Consider the following 19820-nt stretch of genomic DNA (forward strand, 5'->3'; position numbering starts at 1 on the left):
ATATCTCCCACAGGAGTAGAAGTTGCGTGTAAGTTCAAATAATCAAGTTCATCTGGATTTAGTTTTGCTTCTTCCAAGGCAAGCTGCATTGCTTTGGCAGTGCCCAATCCTTCTGGATGCGGAGAAGTCATATGGTAAGCATCTGCTGTCATTGATGCGCCTACCAGTTCGGCATAAATCTTTGCACCTCTTTTTTTAGCATGTTCATATTCTTCCAGTATAAGTGCACCTGCACCTTCTCCCATTACAAAACCGTCACGGTCTTTATCAAAAGGACGACTTGCCCTAAGAGGATATCAGCATTTCTTACGGACATGGCTTTCATGGCAGAAAAACCTCCTATCGAAGCCGGAGTTATGGGAGCTTCGGAACCGCCTGTAACAAATACTTTTGCTTTGCCCAAACGAATGTAATTAAATGCATCCATCATTGCTGTGTTGGCAGTAGCACAAGCCGATACGGTAGTGTAATTTATTCCCTGTAATCCGAATTTCATAGATATCATTCCCGAAGCCATATTAACAATAAGCTTAGGTACAAAAAACGGACTGAATCTGGGTACATAATTACCTGTTACATAGTTTTCAACTTCACTCTCAAAGGTTTCCATACCACCCTGACCAACGCCCCATATTACCCCTATGTCAAAAGGATCCATTTGTTTTACATCCAGACCTGAATCTTCTAATGCCTGTGAAGCACTGTAAAGTGCATATTGCGTAAAGAGGTCGCCTCGCTTTATTTCGTTGCGGTCCAGATATGTTTCTGGTTTAAAGTTTTTAACTTCACATGCTATCTGTGTACGAAATTTGGATGTTCAATTATGAACTGGCATGTTTGCTCTGCTTTTGACATTTTAAGCGATTTTATTAATTCAAAAACAATAAAATATACCATACGGTATATTTTATTTTGAAATATTTAACAAAAGTTGTTGCTTTGACCTTACATGTTCATAACTGTAAGTTTTATCTTATATAAGTAACAAAATGATCCTTTTCAAGGCGTACTTTTTTAAACCCTGCAAATATATCTTTTTCTGTATCCCTGTATCCTAGCGCAAGTATTACGACTGTTTTAAGTCCTCTTTCCTTTAAGCCCAGTAAGTTGTCAAATTTGTCAGCATCAAAGCCTTCCATAGGTGTGGCGTCTATTTTTAGTTCTGCAGCAGCAATCAAGGCAGTACCCAAGGCAAGATAAGCCTGTTTTGATGCCCAAACATGATTTTCATGGCTGCTTCTGGGAAGGATGTTATCTACCAAAGCAGATTTAAATTCCGACAGGTTTTCAGTTTCGATCCCTCTCACATCTGCAATATGTTGAATATATTCTTCAATGTGGTTTAATGTAATTTCATCAAATGCCGCAAAGACCAGCAGGTGTGATGACTCTGCAATTTGAGAATTGAATGAACCTTCGCCAAGTTTTTTCTTAAGTTCTTCATTCTCTATTGAAATAAGGCGGAAAGGCTGCAATCCTGCCGACGAAGCAGATAAGTTCGTTGCTTCAATTATCTGATCTAGTAATTCTTCACTGATTTTTTTATTACTGAATTTTTTGGTGGAATACCTCCACTCAAGGTTGTTTATTAATTGCATATCTTTTATTTTTTGTCAAAGTTGCAAAATATTTGTATACTTTTGTCACTAACAAACAAAAAGTAATAGTAACATGCAGGTAACTACTAAACCAGAAACGCCACATTCTTCAGAAGAGTGCAAACATTCAATCAGGGCTGTACATGACGCTATGTATGTATTGGGCGGAAAATGGAAAATTTCAATAATAGCGTGTCTGCTGTTTGGTGCAAAAAGATACTCGGACATTCTAAGGGAAGTTGAAGGCATATCAGGTAAGATGCTCAGTCGGGAATTAAAGGAAATGGAAGTTAATTTTTTGGTTAAACGAACAGTAGGTAAATCGCAACCGGTAATGGTTAGTTATGAACTTACCGAATACGGTGAATCTGTAAAACCGGTAATTTCTACGCTTGCAAATTGGGGGCATATACACCGCAAATGTGTTACAAAAAATAGTTAATATTTGTTTATACATAATTCAACATATTTGTAAATAATGCATTTTACACTCAATATGCGTTTATGTATAAATATTACTTGATAAAAAAAGAGGCTGCAATAAATACCCGCAACCTCTTAATAACCAAAAAAACACTTATGAGGTACAAAGATAATAATTTTGTATGCACGCATATATTTTTTTCCTTTTTTTTTTTTTTACTGCTAATTCTTTGCATCTGCGGTAATTCGATACTGTACTATGGGTCAATAATGTTTTTTCTTTAACCATAAGCTTGCACGTACTAAAAGGATCAAGACAGGAACTTCTACCAGAGGACCTATTACACCTACAAAAGCCTGTGGCGAATGAATACCGAAAACAGATATTGCTACTGCTATTGCTAATTCAAAGTTGTTTCCTGTAGCTGTAAATGCAATGGACGCATTTTTCCCGTAAGGAACTTTAAGCCATTTATTAACAAAGAAGCTCACAAAAAACATCAGTACAAAATAGATGATTAACGGAATAGCTACCTTTATCACATCCATTGGCAATTCTACAATTTTATCGCCTTTTAAGCTAAACATCAATACGATTGTAAACAGTAAAGCATATAAGGTAATCGGCGATATTTTGGGTATGAATGTCCTGTTATACCAGTCTATCCCTTTTGATTTTAACAATGCATAGCGGCTTATAAATCCTGCCAAAAATGGAATACCCAAATATATCAATACGCTTTTTGTTACGTCTTGAATGGATACGGTTACATTGAAGTTGGCTAACCCTAATTTTGCAGGCAGTACATTTATAAACAGCCAAACTAAGAAGCTGTAAGAAAGTACCTGGAATATACTGTTTAATGCCACTAACATTGCGGTGTATTCTCTGTTTGCTTTAGCCAAATCACTCCATACAATCACCATTGCAATACATCTTGCCAATCCTATCAATATTAAGCCTGTCATATAATCAGGCTCATTTCGCAGAAACAAAACAGCTAATCCGAACATCAATAAAGTACCGATAATCCAATTAAGCAATAATGAGATCCCTATTACTTTTTTATCCTTGAAAGCTTGGGGCAATAATGAGTAATCTACTTTTGCTAATGGCGGGTACATCATCAGTATCAAACCTATTGCCAAAGGAATGTTTGTAGTGCCCACAGAAACGGTATCCGTAATTTTTGCGATGCCCGGAAAGAAGTGTCCTAATCCTATACCTACCGCCATTGCAAGGAATATCCATAAGGTAAGATAACGGTCGAGAAATTTTAGTTTTGGTTGCATCGGTTATTTTTTAATCATTGAAAAAACATAGAACATCTCCGTTGCTATCTGCAAACTCCTTTCGGTATATATCTTTGATTGTTCCGGTGTATTATCTGAAATTTTCGGGTCTTCAAACGTTATGGGTATTCTCTTTTCCGCTCCTGCAATAAAAGGACAGCCACCATCTGCCTGCGAACAGGTCATAATAGCTGCAAATGCAGATAAAGGATTGAAAGGACTATCATATTTTTTTGAAAAACCGATTACAGGTAAAGCATTTTCACTGTATTTTATAGCATATACAGGATTATTATTGTCTGCAATTTTGAAAACACTAAAACCCTGATTGATCAATGTTTCTGTAACTTTCGGGAATAATGCTGTTTCTTCTGTTCCACCTGAGTAACAATGTACATTGGGAATGTTAAAATATGTTGCAGCAACCTGTGCCCAAACCTGCGATAAATGGCTTCTGCGTGAATTGTGTGTACAAATGAAGTTGATATTTATTTCTTGTTTGTCATTTACCTTTTGCTGTACAAAATCTATTAACGGTTGTAAAATACTTTTACGTTCTTCACTGATATTTTCAGTTGAATGTAACTGATTTATAGTGTCTTCTAATTTTCTATACATGATAATTTGCTTTAAGTTTAGCAACATCCCGAATTTGGTGTACAGCAAGTATTAGTCAAATCGGATAACTTTATTCTCTGTTTCTCTGAAGGAATACCACAAGCATCCTGAGCCAAACATGCAGTCGTTTTATTTTTTAGTACAAATGTTTTTCCGTTAAATTCCAAATCGTACTTGCCAATCGTTTCTCTTTGGTATTCTACTTCTATTTCTGCATCTTTAATATCCAACTTTTCTTCAGATAATTTGATGATGTCTAATAGTTTAGTCGGCTTTAATCTATGCTCGTAATCATCTGCATTCCATAATTGGAAATTGATCACTTTTTCATTTCTAATTGTTCCGCCACAATCAATAAAATTCTTTGTAATTACACCTACTTCTGTAATGTGGAAGTGTTCCGGCACAAATGTTCCGTCCTCTAATTGAAATTCAACATTATCTAATATCGGTAAAATTTCTTTGATTTTTGATAGTTTCATATTCCTAAACTTTTTTAATTAATAGAAAATTCAGTTTGCTTATTTATAAAAACGATATATTGCAATATAACGATGTAATAAAGTGTAAAAATGCTTTTAGCAGCATTGATTAGTCTGTACCTCTTGGTTAAAGAAATCGTTGAATGTATTTTGAACATTATTCCATTTTTTTTCATCAATACAGTAACATACCGATTTCCCTTCAATAGAACCTTTGATGATACCTATACTTTTCAACTCTTTTAAATGCTGGGAGATGGTAGCCTGAGCCAATCCTAATTCATCTACCAGATCATTACATATACAGGCTTTTTTGTTAATAATGTATTGCAAAATAGCCACTCGTGCAGGATGCCCCAATACTTTAAAAAGCAATGCTAAGTTGTTCTGTTCTTCAGTAAATATGTCTGATTTAGTAAGTCCCATATTATATATTTATATATTGCAATATTACGATATTAATTTAAATGCTCAAGTTTTTTTTGGATTTTTTTTAATTGAGCATTAGTCATTACCAAAAAACGGTCATATCGTACTTGTAGAGATATGTTAGTAATATAAAGACAAAAAGTCTTCCCATGCAAATCTACATCATTCGGATCTGAAGTTGTGAGCTAGAAAGCCATTAAGGTTGTACAAATATCAAATATTAATCCTCCTTTCTATTTTACCTTCTATAATATAAAAAGTCCAACAAAGCAACATACCAAAATCAAAAGCAGTATTAGTGAGAAAACCAATAGCCTGTGCCTATTGAAATTGGGATTGAACCAAAGAATATAGCGTAGAATGACGGTGATAGTCGGTGAACTACGGTTGTTGTAGCTTGCCGAAGTACCTAACCGAGATGAGTTAGCGAACAGAGAAAAGTTCAACCGTTTTTGAACTGAGGTAAGAATTGAAAATTCATGATTTAAAATGGCAAATAGATCATATTAAAAGAGATTTTCACTTCTTGTATATCTATTTCATTAAAAAGAACTGTTATTCAGACAGTTCTTTTTAATTAGTGCGGAAGTTTATCTCTTAAAAACCCGTAGAACCAGGTGCCAGCAACAGCACTTAATAATGTAATAGAAATAACGGTCGCTCCTGTACCAATTTGTGCAAACAGCGGACCGGGACAGGCGCCTGTTAATGCCCAGCCTAAACCGAAAATCAATCCTCCGTATATTTGACCTTTATTGAATTTCTTTGAATTGAAAACTATTTTTTCGCCATGAATAGTTTTTATATTGAATTTTTTAATGATAAAAACAGAAATCATTCCTACCAAAACGGCACTTCCAATTACTCCATACATATGGAACGATTGTAAACGGAACATTTCCTGTATACGGAACCAGCTGATTACTTCGGCTTTTACAAACACGATTCCAAATAATATGCCTACAACCAGATATTTTAAATTGTTATAAGGTTTGTATTGAAAACTTCTTTCATGTATGCATTGTTCAGTTGAATTTTTTCTCTGTGGCTTTATATCTATATTTTTAAGCATAACAATATTATTAAAGTGAAAGAATAAACGGTAAAATTAAGTTTGCCATTATGAATCCGCCAACCATAAAACTGATAGTTGCCACCAATGAAGGCCATTGCAGGTTAGACAGTCCCATGATGGCGTGTCCGCTGGTACAGCCGCCTGCGTAACGTGTTCCAAAACCTACAAAAAAACCGCCGATTACCATCAGAATAAAACCTTTCAAAGTAAATAATGTTTCCCAGTTCATAATATCTATCGGGACTAGATTAGTGTAATTGTTAATTCCGTAGCCACCCAGTTCTTCAGCTAAATCTGGATTGATTACGATTGGATCAGTATTCGGAACCAAATGAACAGCGACAACTCCTCCTACGAAAATACCTGTAACAAAAAATAAATTCCATACTTCTTTTTTCCAATCGTATTTAAAGAAAGGTATATTTGCAGGCATACAGGCAGCACAGATATGGCGTAGCGAAGAACTTATCCCGAAAGATTTGTTGCCAAGAATAAGCAGTAGGGGAACGGTTAATCCTATTAATGGTCCCGCGACATACCAAGGCCACGGCTGTTTTATGAATTCAATCATGTTTATTATTTTAATTTGTTAGATACTTGTTTTACTTGGGCACACAAAATTAGTTCTGGGAACACTGGTTTTTAAAATTGCATTAAAACCGCCCGAAATTTCTGTAAAGTTATCAAATCCTCGGGCTTTTAAAATACTTGCTGCAACAATGCTTCGGTATCCGCCGGTGCAATGCAGGTAAAAATGTTCTTTTGGGTTTATTGTACCAATCCAATCGTTTATGTATGCTAACGGCTTACTGTATGCTTCTGCAATATGCTCGGCTGCAAACTCACTTTCTTTACGGACATCTATAACAGCAGTTTTGCCAATTTTAAATTCACAGGAGAATTGCTCTGCAGTAATACGCTGTATCATATCTGATTGTTCGCCCGAACGTTCCCATGCTTCAAAACCACCAGACAAATATCCCAACACATGATCAAAACCTACGCGACTGAGACGTGTGACGGTTTCTTCCTGCTTATCCATATCGGTAACCAATAAAATAGGTTGTTGCACATCTGCTATCAGAGCACCCACCCATGGAGCAAAATCTCCATTTAAGCCAATGTTGATTGCTTTTGGGATAAATCCTTTTACAAAATCGGTATTGTTGCGTGTATCCAAGATTAATGCTCCTGTTTGCTTAAGCACCTCTTTAAATTCATTTATGTTTAAAGGTTTTAAACCTGTTTTAAAAATTTCATCAAAACTGTTATATCCTTTTTTGTTCATTGATACGTTCATTCCAAAGTAGGGTGGTGGGGGTAATAATCCTTTGGTAACTTCTTTAATAAAAGCTTCTTTGTTTGGTTGGTTTAGGGCGTAGTTGGTCTTTTTTTGATTGCCAAGCGTACCAACTGTTTCCTTCATCATGTTTTTCCCACATGCCGAACCGGCTCCATGGGCAGGGTACACAATAATGTCGTCGGATAACTTTATTATTTTGTTGTAAAGGCTTTCATAAAGCATACCGGCTAATTCTTCCTGAGTTCTGTTGGCTGCTTTTTGTGCAAGATCGGGTCTGCCTACATCTCCTAAAAACAAGGTGTCACCACTAAAAAGAGCAACTTCCTTACCATTTTCGTCAATAAGTAAAAAGCAAGAACTTTCCATTGTGTGACCGGGAGTATGCAAAACTTTTATTTTAACGTTCCCTATTTCAAAAATCTGATCATCTTTCGCTATTATGGCTTCAAATCCAGTATCTGCAGTAGGTCCGTAAACAATAGCCGCATTTGTTTTCTTACTCAGATCCAAATGTCCGCTTACAAAGTCTGCATGGAAATGTGTTTCGAAAATATATTTAAGTTTTACACCGTCTTTTTCCAAGCGGTCGGTATATGGTTTAGTGTCACGCAGCGGGTCAATGATCGCTGCTTCGCCGTTCGAAGCTATGTAATAGGCACCTTGTGCCAGACAGCCTGTATAAATTTGTTCTATCTTCATTATTTGAATATTTTTAAACAAATTTATATTACCGTTTCCAGCTGTACAGTTACTTTTGTTACATAACGTGAATTATTCGTTTAGGTACTCTAATTTATAATCCCCTATATGCTTCCTGCTTTTTGAAATACTTTTTTTCTGTTTGAAGTAATTGTAAATTCCTGTAATTAGCAGGATTGTTGCAACAGTTATAAATACAGTTTCTATTACAACCCCGTATTTTATCGTTGTAAGGTTATTAATGCTGATGCCTGCTACCAGAAAATACATCGAAGTACGCAAAAATGCCAGAAAGGTTGACTGGTTTGCTAGTATGGTACGTTCTAATGCTAATTTTTCGCGTAAAATTAAATCTTTATTCATATTTTAAGTTGTTTTGCCAAAAATAGATCAATAAATAAATGTACTGTGCTACTTTGGTTACATAAGGGTTATTTTGTTACGCCCTAATTTTACTCTTTTTTCTTCTTCCAACTGTTTTAGTAAGCGTGAAACTACTACCCGGGCAGTGCCCAATTCGTTGGCTAACTGTTCATGGGTAATCAAAATGGTTTCCGATTTTAAAAGTTCCGATTTCTTATTTAAAAGGTTCAACAGCCTCTCATCCACTTTTTTAAATGCGATGGCATTCACAATTTCCAGCAGTTCCTCAAAACGTTTATGATACAGGCGGAAGATATAGTCTAACCATTGGGGATATTCTTTAATGAAGACAGATACTTTATCAATGGGTAAAAACAATATTTCTGCGTCTTCTTCAACCTCTGCTTTTACCTTACTTGTTTCGTTATGTAAGCCTCCAAGAAACGACATAATGCAGCTTTCACCGGTTTTAATGTAATAGAGAAGAATTTCCCTGCCGTCTTCTTCGGTACGCAGTACTTTCATGGATCCTTTAACCACTATAGGGATAGATCCTATGTGTGCACTTTCGTTTAGTATAGTAGTACCTGCTTTAAAATGCTTCCGAATACTGTGTTCTTGTAATTTTTCTACAAGTTCAGGTGAAGTTTTAAACTCTGCAATTTGTTTTAGTTCCATTGGTTAAAAGATATTTTAGATTCTTTTGGTTAGAATAATCAAATTTACAACTATAATTTACAGTAAGTAAGTTTTGTATAGGATGCTTATACCATAGCTCTAAGGTTCTTATACTTAAGGTTTATAAAGCCTGTACTTGGTCTGTATTTCAATTTGGGGTTCCTTTGCATTTACTTTTTAATCTCTATAAGCACGTCATAAGTAATAAAAATGATCTTATATAATAGACATTTTTATAGATAGTTTGTAGAAAAAGTTACAACGAAAATTTGTATTTTTAAATTACAACAATAAAAATAATAAGCTATGAAAAGACTAAAATCGTATCGAGGAGATCCTACGTTTATTACTGTATTTCAAAACGGTTACCACTTAATTAATAATGGTTATTACATTGTTAGGGCAGATAAAGGTACTGCTTTAGATTCTTCGAAAAAGAACAATGAAAATGTACTGATAAAAATTAATTCCGATTATTATCTGTTTGAAATGAATGATGAGGTTAAAAAAAATAACACATTCTTTGATAATTTAAAGCGGTACAACCAAATCAGCTTACGGAATATATCAAAAGAAGAATACGATAACTATCGTAATTAACAACAAAACCGATCCAGATGATCGGTTTTTATCTTACTATAATAATTATTCTTTAATTACTGTTTTTATCGATTAACTCTTCAATCGCATCCCATAATCTAATCCTTTTTTCTAAAGATGTAACTGCTGTTTGTGCGGCTTCGTTCCATTTTACAGCATCAGTTCCACATAAGTAGGCAATCATCTCAAATGCCATAGGCCCGTGCTCGTCTGCGTCCAGTTCAATATGGCGTTCAAAATAATAAACAAGATCGGTAAGATCGGTATCTTTAAAGCGCAGTTTAAATTCTTTAAGCATTTCGGTAAACATATTCGGAATCAGATCTTCACGCCCAAAAGTAAATGCAGATGCTATTTCATGGGGTTTTCCAGCATCGATTACCTCAAAAGTGAAGGTTAGAAATTCTTTGATATAAGGGTGAAGCATGCTCAATTTTATAGCGTTGAATATATCTGTTTGCTGTACATTTTTTAAAAACGTTTCAATGTATTTCGTATCCGTATTGCTTTTTCGCATAGCTTCCAGATACATTTCAAAATGGCTCAGCCTTTTTCCATCCAATGTTACATCGGATTCTTCTGCAAGTACAATTTCGTTGATCAGATACCTGACTTCGGGGTTGGGAGAAGCAAACCATGGGCTTGTTGTACATGTAAGCTTTGACTGTAAAGCCTTTAACAACGACATAAAATCCCAGACCGCATACACATGAACCTGTAAAAATTGCTGCAGGTCGGGAATGGTAACTATCTTTTTGTATAAGGAATGGTTGATCAGTTTATCCTTCTGGGGCTGTATGTAGCTGTTTATTTCGTTTATTGAGGTCATATTTTTTTTGCAAATATATTATTAATATAGGGATAATGTCAGTATAGTTTAGCTTTTTAAAACATAATAGCGAAAATGTAATCCTTCATAAAGTGCTGTAAACTGTAATTTCAGATTCTTATCATTTGCGAAATCATCTAATATCCAAACCACAAGAGATGAAACGTTAGTTGATCCGGGAGCAAGACACTGTTTCGGCGGGGTAGCTTCAAAAGCTAAACTGGAACACGTAGCTTAAGGGTAATAAAAATGAAAGTCGTCAAATATAAGTGAATCCCTAATGTACTATGTATTATTAAATTTGGTAACTTTAATTAACTTATTTAAATTCTTTTGATATGATAAAAATACTGTTCCCTACAGACTATTCTGCAACGGCAGACAATGCTTTTATCTACGCAATGCAGATTTGTAAAAATTACAACGGTGAACTGTTCGTTTTACATTCTTATACATCAAAAAGTAGTTATAAAAATGTAGGTCAGGGAAATCCACTGGCTGCATCGGATTTGTTTAAAGACCAAATAAATAAAATGCACCGGCTTGCTGCAGAAAATAATTTAGGACAGGTACCTTTAAATTTTTTTATGGAAGAAGGAGAACTGGTACAAAGTATTCTTGATATTGTTTCAAAACAAGATATCAGCTTAATTGTAATGGGTACAACAGGCAATTCCGGCGTCGAAAATAAAATATTGGGTTCTACCACAGTCGGCGTTATAAACAATGTAGATATCCCAGTACTCAGTATTCCGCACTTATGTAAATTTCAGGAAATTGATGCCGTTGGGTTCACAACGGTTTATGATGAAGAAGATGCTTTGGTTTTGCGAAAGATGATTCCTTATGTCAAATTGGCTAATGCTGATATTTACTGTATTCACGTGAATAAGGGTAAGGAAGCTAAAACGCAAGAAGAAGTTGTACGATGGAAACTGCAGTTTAAGCAAGATCCTGTTTATTTCGTCGAAAAAAATCAGGATGATATCATAAAGGCAGTTTTTAATTTTATCGACCAGTATTCTATTGATATGTTAAGTTGTATTACCAGAAACAAATCACTTTTTCAGCGTGTTTTTGAAGGCAGTATTGCCGAAAAATTATCTTATCATAAACGAATTCCTTTATTAACCTTTCATGAAAATATGTTTAAGTAACGAATCATTTTAAAATATAGTGAAAAGTAATTATTAGCTATCGTGGTTTATATTTTTATGTGTTGCCGGTTCGTTTTTAGATAACAGTACAAAGTGCCATTTGAATTTTTCAGAATACTTTTTCTCAAAATATAAGTTCCTTCAGGTATGCACGAAAAACGCCTTTTGTTGTCCTGCCAAGGCAGCTCAATGGTGTAGGCTATGTGCTTTCCTTTTAGGGTAAGTTTGCCGTGCACGGTCGTTGCCAGATAAATAGTATAAGCACCAGCATATTACTGCTTGTTAAGGTTAACCACTGCCAGTACGTTAAACGAACCGTTGTTCAGCATATAGAACACCCCGAAACTGAATAGAGTAGTAACATGAATTTGAAAAACGACATTATAAAAAGCCGTAAAGCGATGAATGTTTTTACACGTAAAGAACAAAACGCCTTTTTGAGCGAAGCGAGCATTGTTTTGTTTACTGGGAAAGTTTGAAGAGTAGGTTTTTTTATGAAGTCTTGATTTTTTTGATTCGTTTTTGTGTCAAGACAAAAATGAACAAATAGGGTTTTAAACTATAAATTGTATTTTTTTGTATTATAGTTGTTATTTATCTTAACCACAAACCTTAAGTTTCACGGTTTCCAAACTGTAAAATAATGAATGTCGCAAAAGATGAAGAATGAAAAGTCCAATTTTAATTGTAAAAACTGAGATATTATATTTTTGATTGATAATGGAATAGTTTAATTACGAAAATTTAAAAAGGACATTCCTTGGTAAATTAAAATACTAACAAAAATCCTCATTTAATTCCTAGTTATAATAAATTTTTTGTCTCCCAAGGTGGTAAACCATCAATCTGTTTGCGACTTATTTAGCAGAATAAATAAGGAAATATCGACATCAATCAAACCTTTGAACTCAAAAATGGCAGCAGGCAGTACAACTATTTCAAATGCATACAGTATATAAAGCAGCAGGGTAAAATTCTCTATGGCAGCAGCTACCGTATCCATCTGTCACAAAAACAGCAGCTGTACCAATTGTTATTTTATGCTACTGCAAACAAAGCGGAGTGTATGTTGTACGGAATCGATCTGAAAAAGGACTATTGGTTACCGAACCCGAAAACAGTTATGTATCGGTTGCCGAATTCTGTATCTACAGCGGACTCCCGTATCAGGAAGTTACGGCCTTCTTAGATTGAATTGAATAACCACAACCATAGAATTAAAATCATAATCATAATTTTTATTCTATGCCTTTACCTCTGTTTCTAAATTCTCTATCTTCATATTTGGTATACCTGCCCCGGGTAATGCGTAGAGCGTCTGCCGTCTTCTGCTGTGAGATATCTGTCTGGCTTCTAAGGTAGCATATGTTTTCTTATAAAAATAGCGATTCCTATAATTTTTAGCGGCAAACATAGGTAATATTGGATATTAAATGTACTTTTTATACTATAGATATCCGTTTTCTAAACTACGTTTTATAAGTTCTATGCTGTTTTTTGATTTTGTTTTCTTTAAAATATTTTTGTGGTGTGTGCGTACCGTGTGGTATGAAATGTTTAAGACACTTGCAATTTCTTTATCGCTGTAACTTCTTGTAAGTAAAAGTAAAATTTCCAGCTCACGTTTTGTAAGCCGTTCTTCCAGCTTATCTTCAATTTTTTCCACTTTAAAACATTTCTGGTAAAAATCATTTCGGTAGCCTACACCGCTAACTGTTACAATATAGTTGTTTGTGGTGGTAATGTGCTGTATGTTGGTGTGTATGTTAATGGTTTGTATCAGCCTGCCCATTTCATCTTTCGCTGTGTGTATGGCTTGGTGGTGAAAAAGTTCGTATTTATTCTCGGAAACCTTCATACGAAAACAATATCCCGATTTTAAATTTAGGATATGTTCTGACCCCATAGAATTAATTTTTTTAAAAGACCAGGTTTCAGCTTCTACCACAAAAGGTAAGTCATCAGGATGAATCAAATCGATAATGTCTTTTAAATGTGCTGGATAATCTGGTAACGGGTGAAGTGTAAGAATATCCGGATGAAAGTTGTTAATGTTACTGGTGGCGATCTCTAATACATAATAGTAATATTTACCCATAACAAAAATATCTGCCAAAATACGTTCTAATTTAGGCGGATCTATAACAGATGCACTGTTCTGGGCAAGTGCATCGGGGTATCTTTCCCAAACTTCGTTCAATACATGCTTAACAGATTTCATAAGCCATTACTTTTGTTATAAAAATAGTTAAAATACTCTTAAAAATACCGCAATTGAGGTATTTTTTAACAATTAAAAAAAATTGAAATTTATATCTGCAAATTTATTGGTATGCGAGTAGTTATGTATTTTATAATAGTTGCTTTTTATTCAGCAGGTTATAGTCAAAAACCTAAAATTACTGAAGCACTTAACAGTGCGTTATATACAGAAAATAAAATGCAACGTTCAAACCCAGCGAATAGTTACAAAATAAGCTGGCACCAGGGCTACAAAGTAAAAGACAGTTTGCTGTATATACACTTTACAAAAACCGATACCCTTAGTAAATGCAGCTATACAGTTTACAGAACAGTAAACATATATAATATAAACGCTGTTGCAAAAGATATTAACGTAGTGTTTTTAACCCGTCCAAATGCAGTAAAAGAGGTTATAACATACAATAAATGCGCTGCCAATACAGCTACACCAAGAACAGAAACCTATTACAGCGATTTGTTTTTTACCGAAATAAGAAGTGCTAAAAACAATGAAGATTTAGCAGTACGTTTACAACAGGCATTCGCAGAAAGCTGTTTACAGATTAATATACCTTATTGGTATGATTGAAAAGAAAGATAAAGAGTAGGTATTGAGAAATTATAATAGTTAATGATGATTAACCCTTAAAAGTAGAACAATTAAATAATAGAAACTATGAAAACAACAATTAAAACAATATGCCTATTGGCTTTTTTAAATTTTGCAGGACAAAGCCAAGCCCAGACAAAAGAGGAAACAATTTCATGGATAAAGGAAAAGATAGAAAAATATCCTATTTATGATAAAAATATTGTAAAATCAATAGATCCATGTAAAATTACTGTGGAGGAATATATCGTTGAAAATGGGAAAGAGTACTTGTACTTAACATCTAACATTCCAACTACCCCAATTGCATTCCAAGGTAAAATGATGTTTTTTAATAAAGAAGTTGTCGAAAAGATCTATCAAAATCTAAATTCGATAGAATATAGTAGTAATGCAGCTGTATTTGATCCAGAAAAAGAACCTGAACTAGACAAAAGAATGCTTAAAGCCTTAATTCATCTAAATACCTTTTGCTCAAACAAAAAAGAAACATTTTAACTTTAAATATAAAAATTATGAAAACAAAAATACTAATGTTGGTACTGCTGCTATATAGTACTAGTCAATTAAAAGCACAAATAAATTGTCAAGAAAAAAGTATGTGGTGTTGGGCGGCATGCGTGCAAAGTGCATTAGGGCAAGCGGGTGTGCAACAAACACAATCGCAAATTGTTTCACGTCTTACAGGATGGCCAGAAGACAGACCGGCACGTAGTGAGGAAGTAATTGCATTGTTAACCTCATATAACTTTAGGGCGTGGAATGTTGCTTACCCTGCTAATCCGGAACAATTATACAATACCTTGGCAAGCGGTTGGAAATTAATTGCCTTTGTAAATCCCTCTAACAATCCTAATATTGGGCATTTTATTATGTTGCAAGGTATTTCGCCTTACACGGGTAATATTATGGTTAGCGACCCATCGTCATGTTTAACATATGAACAAGATATACAACATTTATATTATGCGTGGAAATGGAGTAGTTCTATTGTTGTAGGAACACCTTTAACTTAAAACAATTTTACAAATGAAAAAACTAATTACACTTTTTGTACTATTTCTTGGATTAGGAATAGCGAATGCACAAGAAAAGAAACCTATTTTCGGATATTTAGAATATCATTACCACTTTAATGATATATATTATAGTGACATTTTTCAACTAACACAGAACGAATGCGGTGATAAAACCTTTATTACATCTGCAAAAGAAACTTTTGAAAAATACTTGATATCTCAATACGGATTTAAAGCTGATCAGTACGGTGATATAGGATTTTCGTATTTGCCGTATGGCGATAATGAAAATGAAGAAGATTTTCGGACTAAAGAACAAGCTGAAGAGGGTAGAAAAAGAGCAATAGCACGAATAAAATCTGATATTACAGATGTTAAAATAACCGTTACGACTTTTAATTTTATATGTAAGAAATAATAGTTTGATGATAAACCAACGCTTCAATGACCAAAGCAAAACCACCTAAGATTTTTACCAGGAAGTCTGGGTGGTTTGTTCTTCTTGTAATATAAAAGTTATTGCAAAAGCAGATTATAAAGGTCAAAAGTCCGGTTGTTTTGTGCAAATTGCAGTTATAACAAAACAATCTCAACAGAGGCGGAGGTTTTGGGTATATAATATTTTAAATTAAAAACTTAAATTTCACCAACATGCAAAATCTATTTTTAATTCTCGCATTCCTCCTTGCAGGAATAGGATATGCCCAAACAGAAAATAATTCAGAACCGAATCTTGACGGACTGTGTGCGAAAGTATACACAGCCCAAGAAGAAGATGAAGGCAGTCCAAATATATACACATATCAAACAAAAATTCTTTCAGCAGCGCGCGTAAGTTCCTCCGATACCGAAGATGAAGTCAAAAAAAAAGTTCAAAAATTCTGGAAGAAAAATGAAGAAAAACTTATTTGTGATAATTTGGGCTTCAATGTTCCAAAAGGTTCAATTGTTAAACTTGCAGTAGCCCGTAGATTTGAAGATTTTATAGATGATGTTACTGAGACTTGGAACGTAGATTTAAATAAAGTTGACAAATCTGATAATAAAACTGTTTTGGACTATGTTCATTATGAAATGGAAATAAGAAAAGGCACTCCTCATGAACCTGTCCTCCAAAGATACTATAAGAAACTAAGAGCCGCCGGCGCAAAATATAAATCGGAATTGTAGCCCGTAAAAAAAAGCCTGAAATTATGAACATAAAAAATTTCACAAACATGAAAAATCTATTTTTAATTCTCGCATTCCTCATTTCAGGAATAGGATATGCCCAAACAAAAAATAATTCAGAATCTAATTTGGATGGCTTATGCGCAGTTGTTTCAAGTCTTAGAGAAGAATCTGCTGAAAGTGAACATGAATATGTTTATCAAACTAAAATTCTCTCCGCTGCGGGTGTTAGTAATGAAGACAGTGAAGAAACAATCAGAAAGAAGGTTCAAACTTTTTGGAAACAAAATGAAGCAAAGTTAATTTGTGATTCTCCCGATTTTAACGTCCCCAATGGTTCTATTGTCAAATTCGCTGTTGCAAGAAGATTCGAGGCTTTTATTGATGATGTTACTGAAAGTTGGGGAGTTGATTTGAACAAAATTGATTCAAGCGACAACCGGACCGTTCTTGATTATGTAAAATCAGAGATTGAAAAACATAAAGAAACGCCAATCGAATCAATATTAAAAAGATACTATAGGAAACTACGAGCCGCCGGCGCAAAACATAAGTCGGAATTGTAGCCCGTAAAAAAAGCCTGAAATTATGAACATAAAAATTCCAAAAATAACGGCATGTATTCTTTTATCGGTATTGCCCTGCACCGTTTTTTGTCAGGATAAAATCGACTTTTCAAAATGCAAACCGACAATGCCCAATCCGGGAAAGTTTGGCAGCGATGTTTATACTAAAAAAACCTATAAAGGGGCAGACGGGAATTTCGATTATACATATCAGCAAGTGATGTTCGAATCAGCTTGTGTCGACGTGGAGAATATGACAGAAAAAGAAATCGGACAAAAACTTCGAGATTGGTGGGATTTGTACAAAGGGAAACTTTTAATTGATAGTTGGAATTTTAATGTCACATATGGAAGCATATTTAAATATGCCATTTATGGCGGTGTAACAGCTTTCATAGACGATGTCATCTATTACAAATTCGATCTAAATTTTGTGGATGAATCGGACGGAAGAACAGTTCTTGATTACACAAGAGATGAAATGAAAAAACACGAAGAAAATTCCGCGATAAGAAAATGGCTTAAAGACACTTACGAAAAGCTAAGAAAAGCCGGCGCAAAACATAAATCGGAATTGTAACATGTAAACAAAAACCTCAAATTATGAACATAAAAATTTCCAAAATAACGGCAAGTATTCTTTTATCGGTATTGTTCAACACTGCTTTTTGTCAGGATAAAATTGACTTTTCAAAATGCAAACCCACAATGCCCAATCCGAGACATTTTTGTGGAGAAGTTGGCGCCAAAGGTAGTTATAAAGGAGCAGATGGCAGCTTTGATTACTCATACCAGAAAATAATGTATGACTCCGCCTGTGCTGATTTAGACAACATGCCTGAAAAAGAAGTAAATCAAAAGCTCCGTGATTGGTGGGATCTCTATAAGGATAAACTCACTTGTGACAATGTACAGTTTAATGTTCCTAATGGCAGTGTATTTAAATTTGCAATAAGAGCAAACCTAACTGCTTTTATTGATGATGCAATCTATGCAAAATTCGATTTAAATTATGTTGATAAAGCAGATGGAAGGACTGTTCTTGATTATACAAAAGATGAGCTTAATAAACAAACTACATCGTCTCCAATAAGAAAAGTTCTTCAGGAGTATTATGATAGATTGAGAGCCGCCGGCGCAAAACATAAATCGGAATTGTAACAAAATAAAAATTGAGTAAAATGCCTAACCGCTTTCAAGACGAAAACAAAATTCTATCCGACTTTTATGGTGAAGTTTGGGTAAAATGCCCGCAATGCAACAAAAAAGCCATTGCAACAGCAGACTATGATAAAAAAGAAGCACGCTTGTATTGTGAAAGCTGTGGCTATAACAAACAAACATCTACCGAAACATCGGTTTTTGGTATAAAAGGAAATTGGGAAATGGCAGCACATGGTTATTTTAATGCCAAACTATGGCTGCAATATTCGTTTAAGAACGATGTATTTTATGCTTACAATAATGAACATCTCCATTACTTGGAACAATACATTGCCGCCGGGTTACGTGAACATAAAAACAGAAAGGGTTTTACACTTTTAGAAAAGTTACCCAAGTTTTACCACGAAGCTAAAAATCGTGGCGCACTGCTTAGGATTATCCAAAAGTTAAAGGTGAAATAAGTAATCTATTGGAATATTAACTAGAATTAATCTTTTGTCAATTTTAAATAAGACAACTTTATTTTTTTTGAATTATCTTCTCAGATACCGAATGTTTCTGCTAAAGTAAACATTAAGATAATAGGTGTAAATAAATACGTTTGATTTTGATATGTCTTATACTAATTTTGTTCCTGTAATAGCATGCCAACAATATCAGTGATACAATTATGATAGGGCTGCTTATTAAAACATATTTATTGTTTTAATTAGTAATTATCTTCAATATATTTTTTTGCTTCGTTTTGTGACATTGCAGCAAAATTCCTGTAACGGTAATGTACGTCTATTATTTCTTCCAATGCTGCAGCAACCAACTCTTTGTTTTTCCACCTTTTTAAATGTGCAACGACTATTTGAATACAGCCTTTTTTATATGCTATCTGTCCGATAACGTGTACCAAAGTATTTCTAACCCTTGAAGTTTTGTCGTGTTGCAGTTCCTCTAACAATGGTAAAATATCTTTAGGATATTTTCTACCCCGAAGTTCTATCCCATGGCAGATTTCCCGCCTGATTTCTTTGTCTTTATGATGAAGATACTTCCTTGCCCACTTTAAAACAGGTTCAGGGTTTACCTCTCCCATTTTCTTTATAGAACCAATAACGGCATTTCGTGGCGAATGATGTAAGTCAAACAATCCTTCATCAAAAAAATGCTGTACTTCTTCAAACTGTATTTTGCCAATTTCCCCTGCGGAATTGATAACGGTTTGCCGAATTTTAAAATTGTGGTTGTGTAATAAACTTTCTAAACAAGCAATGATTTTGAGTTGTAACTCTTTGTTTTCAAAATAAATTCTCCAAATGGATAAATAAGCCGCTTTTCGGATATATGTATCTTCATCAGAAAAGTAGCGGGTGATTTTTTTTGTTTCGGAATTAAGCAGATCATTGTTGATGTCATCTTTGATTTGTTCAACCAATGTTGCACGTTCTTGTTTGGAAAGGTTGTAAAAGGCCATTATTATTTTGCAATTTTTTTTAATACATCAACATA

General features: G+C 34.3%; 29 protein-coding genes and 1 pseudogene. 13 read left to right on the forward strand and 17 right to left on the reverse strand.

Annotation, left to right across the window (positions count from 1 at the left end; genetic code table 11):
* The 3 genes and pseudogenes from BM253_RS17525 to BM253_RS11395 all read right to left on the reverse strand — a co-directional run.
* Window positions 1-245: pseudogene (locus BM253_RS17525) on the reverse strand (beta-ketoacyl-[acyl-carrier-protein] synthase II); the annotation flags it as partial.
* Window positions 245-796: a beta-ketoacyl-[acyl-carrier-protein] synthase family protein gene (locus BM253_RS17530; RefSeq protein ID WP_317040956.1), complete on the reverse strand. Its 552-nt coding sequence runs from the start codon at window positions 794-796 to the stop codon at window positions 245-247. The gene BM253_RS17530 and the pseudogene BM253_RS17525, both read right to left, overlap by 1 nt.
* A 172-nt stretch (window positions 797-968) precedes the next feature.
* Window positions 969-1598: an NAD(P)H-dependent oxidoreductase gene (locus BM253_RS11395; protein ID WP_091524140.1), complete on the reverse strand. Its 630-nt coding sequence runs from the start codon at window positions 1596-1598 to the stop codon at window positions 969-971.
* Between the two features lie 73 nt (window positions 1599-1671).
* Here BM253_RS11395 and BM253_RS11400 point away from each other — a divergent pair, with 73 nt between their 5' ends.
* Window positions 1672-2040: a winged helix-turn-helix transcriptional regulator gene (locus tag BM253_RS11400; RefSeq protein WP_091524145.1), complete on the forward strand. Its 369-nt coding sequence runs from the start codon at window positions 1672-1674 to the stop codon at window positions 2038-2040.
* Window positions 2041-2285: 245 nt separating this feature from the next.
* On the opposite strand, the gene arsB is transcribed toward BM253_RS11400, so the two are convergent.
* The 9 genes from arsB to BM253_RS11445 all read right to left on the reverse strand — a co-directional run bounded on the left by arsB (window position 2286) and on the right by BM253_RS11445 (window position 8961).
* Complete coding sequence (gene arsB, locus BM253_RS11405) at window positions 2286-3314, reverse strand: ACR3 family arsenite efflux transporter (RefSeq protein ID WP_091524149.1); 1029 nt, start codon at window positions 3312-3314, stop codon at window positions 2286-2288.
* 3 nt (window positions 3315-3317) lie between these two features.
* Window positions 3318-3932, reverse strand: a complete 615-nt coding sequence (locus BM253_RS11410) for a low molecular weight phosphatase family protein (protein WP_091524355.1) — start codon at window positions 3930-3932, stop codon at window positions 3318-3320.
* A gap of 17 nt (window positions 3933-3949) precedes the next feature.
* Window positions 3950-4414, reverse strand: a complete 465-nt coding sequence (locus BM253_RS11415) for a DUF6428 family protein (protein WP_091524152.1) — start codon at window positions 4412-4414, stop codon at window positions 3950-3952.
* Window positions 4415-4510: 96 nt separating this feature from the next.
* Window positions 4511-4840, reverse strand: coding sequence for an ArsR/SmtB family transcription factor (locus BM253_RS11420; protein WP_091524157.1), 330 nt, complete (start codon window positions 4838-4840; stop codon window positions 4511-4513).
* Between the two features lie 580 nt (window positions 4841-5420).
* Window positions 5421-5915, reverse strand: a complete 495-nt coding sequence (locus BM253_RS11425) for a DUF6691 family protein (RefSeq protein ID WP_091524159.1) — start codon at window positions 5913-5915, stop codon at window positions 5421-5423.
* A 10-nt stretch (window positions 5916-5925) separates the two neighbouring features.
* On the reverse strand, window positions 5926-6489 hold the full coding sequence (locus BM253_RS11430) for a YeeE/YedE family protein (protein WP_091524164.1): 564 nt from the start codon (window positions 6487-6489) through the stop codon (window positions 5926-5928).
* An 18-nt stretch (window positions 6490-6507) separates the two neighbouring features.
* Window positions 6508-7920, reverse strand: coding sequence for an MBL fold metallo-hydrolase (locus BM253_RS11435; protein ID WP_091524167.1), 1413 nt, complete (start codon window positions 7918-7920; stop codon window positions 6508-6510).
* A 72-nt stretch (window positions 7921-7992) separates the two neighbouring features.
* Window positions 7993-8283, reverse strand: coding sequence for a DUF202 domain-containing protein (locus BM253_RS11440; protein ID WP_091524170.1), 291 nt, complete (start codon window positions 8281-8283; stop codon window positions 7993-7995).
* 57 nt (window positions 8284-8340) lie between these two features.
* The gene (locus BM253_RS11445; RefSeq protein ID WP_091524173.1) at window positions 8341-8961 is read right to left on the reverse strand and encodes a Crp/Fnr family transcriptional regulator; all 621 of its coding nucleotides are present in this window, start codon (window positions 8959-8961) and stop codon (window positions 8341-8343) included.
* A 306-nt stretch (window positions 8962-9267) separates the two neighbouring features.
* Between BM253_RS11445 and BM253_RS11450 the strand changes: the two genes are divergently transcribed.
* Window positions 9268-9561: a hypothetical protein gene (locus BM253_RS11450; RefSeq protein ID WP_091524177.1), complete on the forward strand. Its 294-nt coding sequence runs from the start codon at window positions 9268-9270 to the stop codon at window positions 9559-9561.
* Window positions 9562-9613: 52 nt separating this feature from the next.
* Here BM253_RS11450 and BM253_RS11455 read toward each other — a convergent pair whose 3' ends face one another.
* Complete coding sequence (locus tag BM253_RS11455) at window positions 9614-10390, reverse strand: DUF3050 domain-containing protein (protein WP_091524180.1); 777 nt, start codon at window positions 10388-10390, stop codon at window positions 9614-9616.
* Window positions 10391-10728: 338 nt separating this feature from the next.
* Between BM253_RS11455 and BM253_RS11460 the strand changes: the two genes are divergently transcribed.
* Window positions 10729-11547: a universal stress protein gene (locus tag BM253_RS11460; protein WP_091524183.1), complete on the forward strand. Its 819-nt coding sequence runs from the start codon at window positions 10729-10731 to the stop codon at window positions 11545-11547.
* 47 nt (window positions 11548-11594) lie between these two features.
* Here BM253_RS11460 and BM253_RS17535 read toward each other — a convergent pair whose 3' ends face one another.
* Complete coding sequence (locus tag BM253_RS17535) at window positions 11595-11783, reverse strand: DUF5675 family protein (RefSeq protein ID WP_245758495.1); 189 nt, start codon at window positions 11781-11783, stop codon at window positions 11595-11597.
* A gap of 605 nt (window positions 11784-12388) precedes the next feature.
* Window positions 12389-12550 carry a hypothetical protein gene (locus BM253_RS17345; RefSeq protein WP_177205772.1) on the reverse strand — a complete coding sequence of 54 codons (162 nt, stop codon included), beginning with the start codon at window positions 12548-12550 and terminating at the stop codon, window positions 12389-12391.
* A 59-nt stretch (window positions 12551-12609) separates the two neighbouring features.
* Between BM253_RS17345 and BM253_RS17585 the strand changes: the two genes are divergently transcribed.
* On the forward strand, window positions 12610-12741 hold the full coding sequence (locus tag BM253_RS17585) for a hypothetical protein (protein ID WP_262487587.1): 132 nt from the start codon (window positions 12610-12612) through the stop codon (window positions 12739-12741).
* A gap of 253 nt (window positions 12742-12994) precedes the next feature.
* Here BM253_RS17585 and BM253_RS11465 read toward each other — a convergent pair whose 3' ends face one another.
* On the reverse strand, window positions 12995-13768 hold the full coding sequence (locus tag BM253_RS11465) for a response regulator transcription factor (RefSeq protein ID WP_091524186.1): 774 nt from the start codon (window positions 13766-13768) through the stop codon (window positions 12995-12997).
* Between the two features lie 123 nt (window positions 13769-13891).
* Here BM253_RS11465 and BM253_RS11470 point away from each other — a divergent pair, with 123 nt between their 5' ends.
* The 9 genes from BM253_RS11470 to BM253_RS11510 all read left to right on the forward strand — a co-directional run bounded on the left by BM253_RS11470 (window position 13892) and on the right by BM253_RS11510 (window position 18781).
* Window positions 13892-14380 carry a hypothetical protein gene (locus tag BM253_RS11470; RefSeq protein ID WP_091524190.1) on the forward strand — a complete coding sequence of 163 codons (489 nt, stop codon included), beginning with the start codon at window positions 13892-13894 and terminating at the stop codon, window positions 14378-14380.
* A gap of 87 nt (window positions 14381-14467) precedes the next feature.
* Entirely contained in the window at window positions 14468-14899 is a 432-nt protein-coding gene (locus tag BM253_RS11475) for a hypothetical protein (RefSeq protein WP_091524194.1), read from the forward strand.
* Window positions 14900-14934: 35 nt separating this feature from the next.
* Window positions 14935-15417 (forward strand): papain-like cysteine protease family protein, encoded by a 483-nt coding sequence (locus tag BM253_RS11480; protein ID WP_262487588.1) that lies wholly within the window; start codon window positions 14935-14937, stop codon window positions 15415-15417.
* A 13-nt stretch (window positions 15418-15430) separates the two neighbouring features.
* Window positions 15431-15838 carry a hypothetical protein gene (locus tag BM253_RS11485; protein WP_091524200.1) on the forward strand — a complete coding sequence of 136 codons (408 nt, stop codon included), beginning with the start codon at window positions 15431-15433 and terminating at the stop codon, window positions 15836-15838.
* Between the two features lie 233 nt (window positions 15839-16071).
* Window positions 16072-16590 carry a hypothetical protein gene (locus tag BM253_RS11490; protein WP_091524203.1) on the forward strand — a complete coding sequence of 173 codons (519 nt, stop codon included), beginning with the start codon at window positions 16072-16074 and terminating at the stop codon, window positions 16588-16590.
* 47 nt (window positions 16591-16637) lie between these two features.
* Window positions 16638-17156: a hypothetical protein gene (locus tag BM253_RS11495; protein ID WP_143095633.1), complete on the forward strand. Its 519-nt coding sequence runs from the start codon at window positions 16638-16640 to the stop codon at window positions 17154-17156.
* Between the two features lie 22 nt (window positions 17157-17178).
* Complete coding sequence (locus tag BM253_RS11500) at window positions 17179-17736, forward strand: hypothetical protein (RefSeq protein WP_143095634.1); 558 nt, start codon at window positions 17179-17181, stop codon at window positions 17734-17736.
* Between the two features lie 23 nt (window positions 17737-17759).
* A complete protein-coding gene (locus BM253_RS11505; protein ID WP_143095635.1) occupies window positions 17760-18317 on the forward strand; it encodes a hypothetical protein in 558 nt (185 codons plus the stop codon).
* A gap of 20 nt (window positions 18318-18337) precedes the next feature.
* Window positions 18338-18781, forward strand: a complete 444-nt coding sequence (locus tag BM253_RS11510) for a hypothetical protein (protein WP_091524216.1) — start codon at window positions 18338-18340, stop codon at window positions 18779-18781.
* A 248-nt stretch (window positions 18782-19029) separates the two neighbouring features.
* On the opposite strand, the gene BM253_RS11515 is transcribed toward BM253_RS11510, so the two are convergent.
* Complete coding sequence (locus BM253_RS11515) at window positions 19030-19785, reverse strand: HEAT repeat domain-containing protein (protein WP_091524221.1); 756 nt, start codon at window positions 19783-19785, stop codon at window positions 19030-19032.
* Window positions 19786-19820: the final 35 nt, after the last annotated feature.

It is taken from the genome of Paenimyroides ummariense (assembly GCF_900115115.1).
Classification (GTDB): Bacteria; Bacteroidota; Bacteroidia; order Flavobacteriales; family Flavobacteriaceae; genus Flavobacterium; species Flavobacterium ummariense.

What these genes read in the sequence shown, in the direction of transcription:
- BM253_RS11470 (WP_091524190.1), top strand. Translation starts at nt 13,892, where the DNA reads ATGTATTTTATAATAGTTGCTTTTTATTCAGCAGGTTATAGTCAAAAA.
- BM253_RS11455 (WP_091524180.1), bottom strand. Translation starts at nt 10,390, where the DNA reads ATGACCTCAATAAACGAAATAAACAGCTACATACAGCCCCAGAAGGAT.
- BM253_RS11465 (WP_091524186.1), bottom strand. Translation starts at nt 13,768, where the DNA reads ATGAAATCTGTTAAGCATGTATTGAACGAAGTTTGGGAAAGATACCCC.
- BM253_RS11420 (WP_091524157.1), bottom strand. Translation starts at nt 4,840, where the DNA reads ATGGGACTTACTAAATCAGACATATTTACTGAAGAACAGAACAACTTA.
- BM253_RS11490 (WP_091524203.1), top strand. Translation starts at nt 16,072, where the DNA reads ATGCAAAATCTATTTTTAATTCTCGCATTCCTCCTTGCAGGAATAGGA.
- BM253_RS11415 (WP_091524152.1), bottom strand. Translation starts at nt 4,414, where the DNA reads ATGAAACTATCAAAAATCAAAGAAATTTTACCGATATTAGATAATGTT.
- BM253_RS17345 (WP_177205772.1), bottom strand. Translation starts at nt 12,550, where the DNA reads ATGGATACGGTAGCTGCTGCCATAGAGAATTTTACCCTGCTGCTTTAT.
- BM253_RS11515 (WP_091524221.1), bottom strand. Translation starts at nt 19,785, where the DNA reads ATGGCCTTTTACAACCTTTCCAAACAAGAACGTGCAACATTGGTTGAA.
- BM253_RS11485 (WP_091524200.1), top strand. Translation starts at nt 15,431, where the DNA reads ATGAAAAAACTAATTACACTTTTTGTACTATTTCTTGGATTAGGAATA.
- BM253_RS11480 (WP_262487588.1), top strand. Translation starts at nt 14,935, where the DNA reads ATGTTGGTACTGCTGCTATATAGTACTAGTCAATTAAAAGCACAAATA.
- BM253_RS11395 (WP_091524140.1), bottom strand. Translation starts at nt 1,598, where the DNA reads ATGCAATTAATAAACAACCTTGAGTGGAGGTATTCCACCAAAAAATTC.
- BM253_RS11400 (WP_091524145.1), top strand. Translation starts at nt 1,672, where the DNA reads ATGCAGGTAACTACTAAACCAGAAACGCCACATTCTTCAGAAGAGTGC.
- BM253_RS11435 (WP_091524167.1), bottom strand. Translation starts at nt 7,920, where the DNA reads ATGAAGATAGAACAAATTTATACAGGCTGTCTGGCACAAGGTGCCTAT.
- BM253_RS11445 (WP_091524173.1), bottom strand. Translation starts at nt 8,961, where the DNA reads ATGGAACTAAAACAAATTGCAGAGTTTAAAACTTCACCTGAACTTGTA.
- BM253_RS11505 (WP_143095635.1), top strand. Translation starts at nt 17,760, where the DNA reads ATGAACATAAAAATTTCCAAAATAACGGCAAGTATTCTTTTATCGGTA.
- BM253_RS11410 (WP_091524355.1), bottom strand. Translation starts at nt 3,932, where the DNA reads ATGTATAGAAAATTAGAAGACACTATAAATCAGTTACATTCAACTGAA.
- BM253_RS11450 (WP_091524177.1), top strand. Translation starts at nt 9,268, where the DNA reads ATGAAAAGACTAAAATCGTATCGAGGAGATCCTACGTTTATTACTGTA.
- BM253_RS11495 (WP_143095633.1), top strand. Translation starts at nt 16,638, where the DNA reads ATGAAAAATCTATTTTTAATTCTCGCATTCCTCATTTCAGGAATAGGA.
- BM253_RS11500 (WP_143095634.1), top strand. Translation starts at nt 17,179, where the DNA reads ATGAACATAAAAATTCCAAAAATAACGGCATGTATTCTTTTATCGGTA.
- BM253_RS11430 (WP_091524164.1), bottom strand. Translation starts at nt 6,489, where the DNA reads ATGATTGAATTCATAAAACAGCCGTGGCCTTGGTATGTCGCGGGACCA.
- BM253_RS11425 (WP_091524159.1), bottom strand. Translation starts at nt 5,915, where the DNA reads ATGCTTAAAAATATAGATATAAAGCCACAGAGAAAAAATTCAACTGAA.
- BM253_RS11440 (WP_091524170.1), bottom strand. Translation starts at nt 8,283, where the DNA reads ATGAATAAAGATTTAATTTTACGCGAAAAATTAGCATTAGAACGTACC.
- arsB (WP_091524149.1), bottom strand. Translation starts at nt 3,314, where the DNA reads ATGCAACCAAAACTAAAATTTCTCGACCGTTATCTTACCTTATGGATA.
- BM253_RS11460 (WP_091524183.1), top strand. Translation starts at nt 10,729, where the DNA reads ATGATAAAAATACTGTTCCCTACAGACTATTCTGCAACGGCAGACAAT.
- BM253_RS11510 (WP_091524216.1), top strand. Translation starts at nt 18,338, where the DNA reads ATGCCTAACCGCTTTCAAGACGAAAACAAAATTCTATCCGACTTTTAT.
- BM253_RS11475 (WP_091524194.1), top strand. Translation starts at nt 14,468, where the DNA reads ATGAAAACAACAATTAAAACAATATGCCTATTGGCTTTTTTAAATTTT.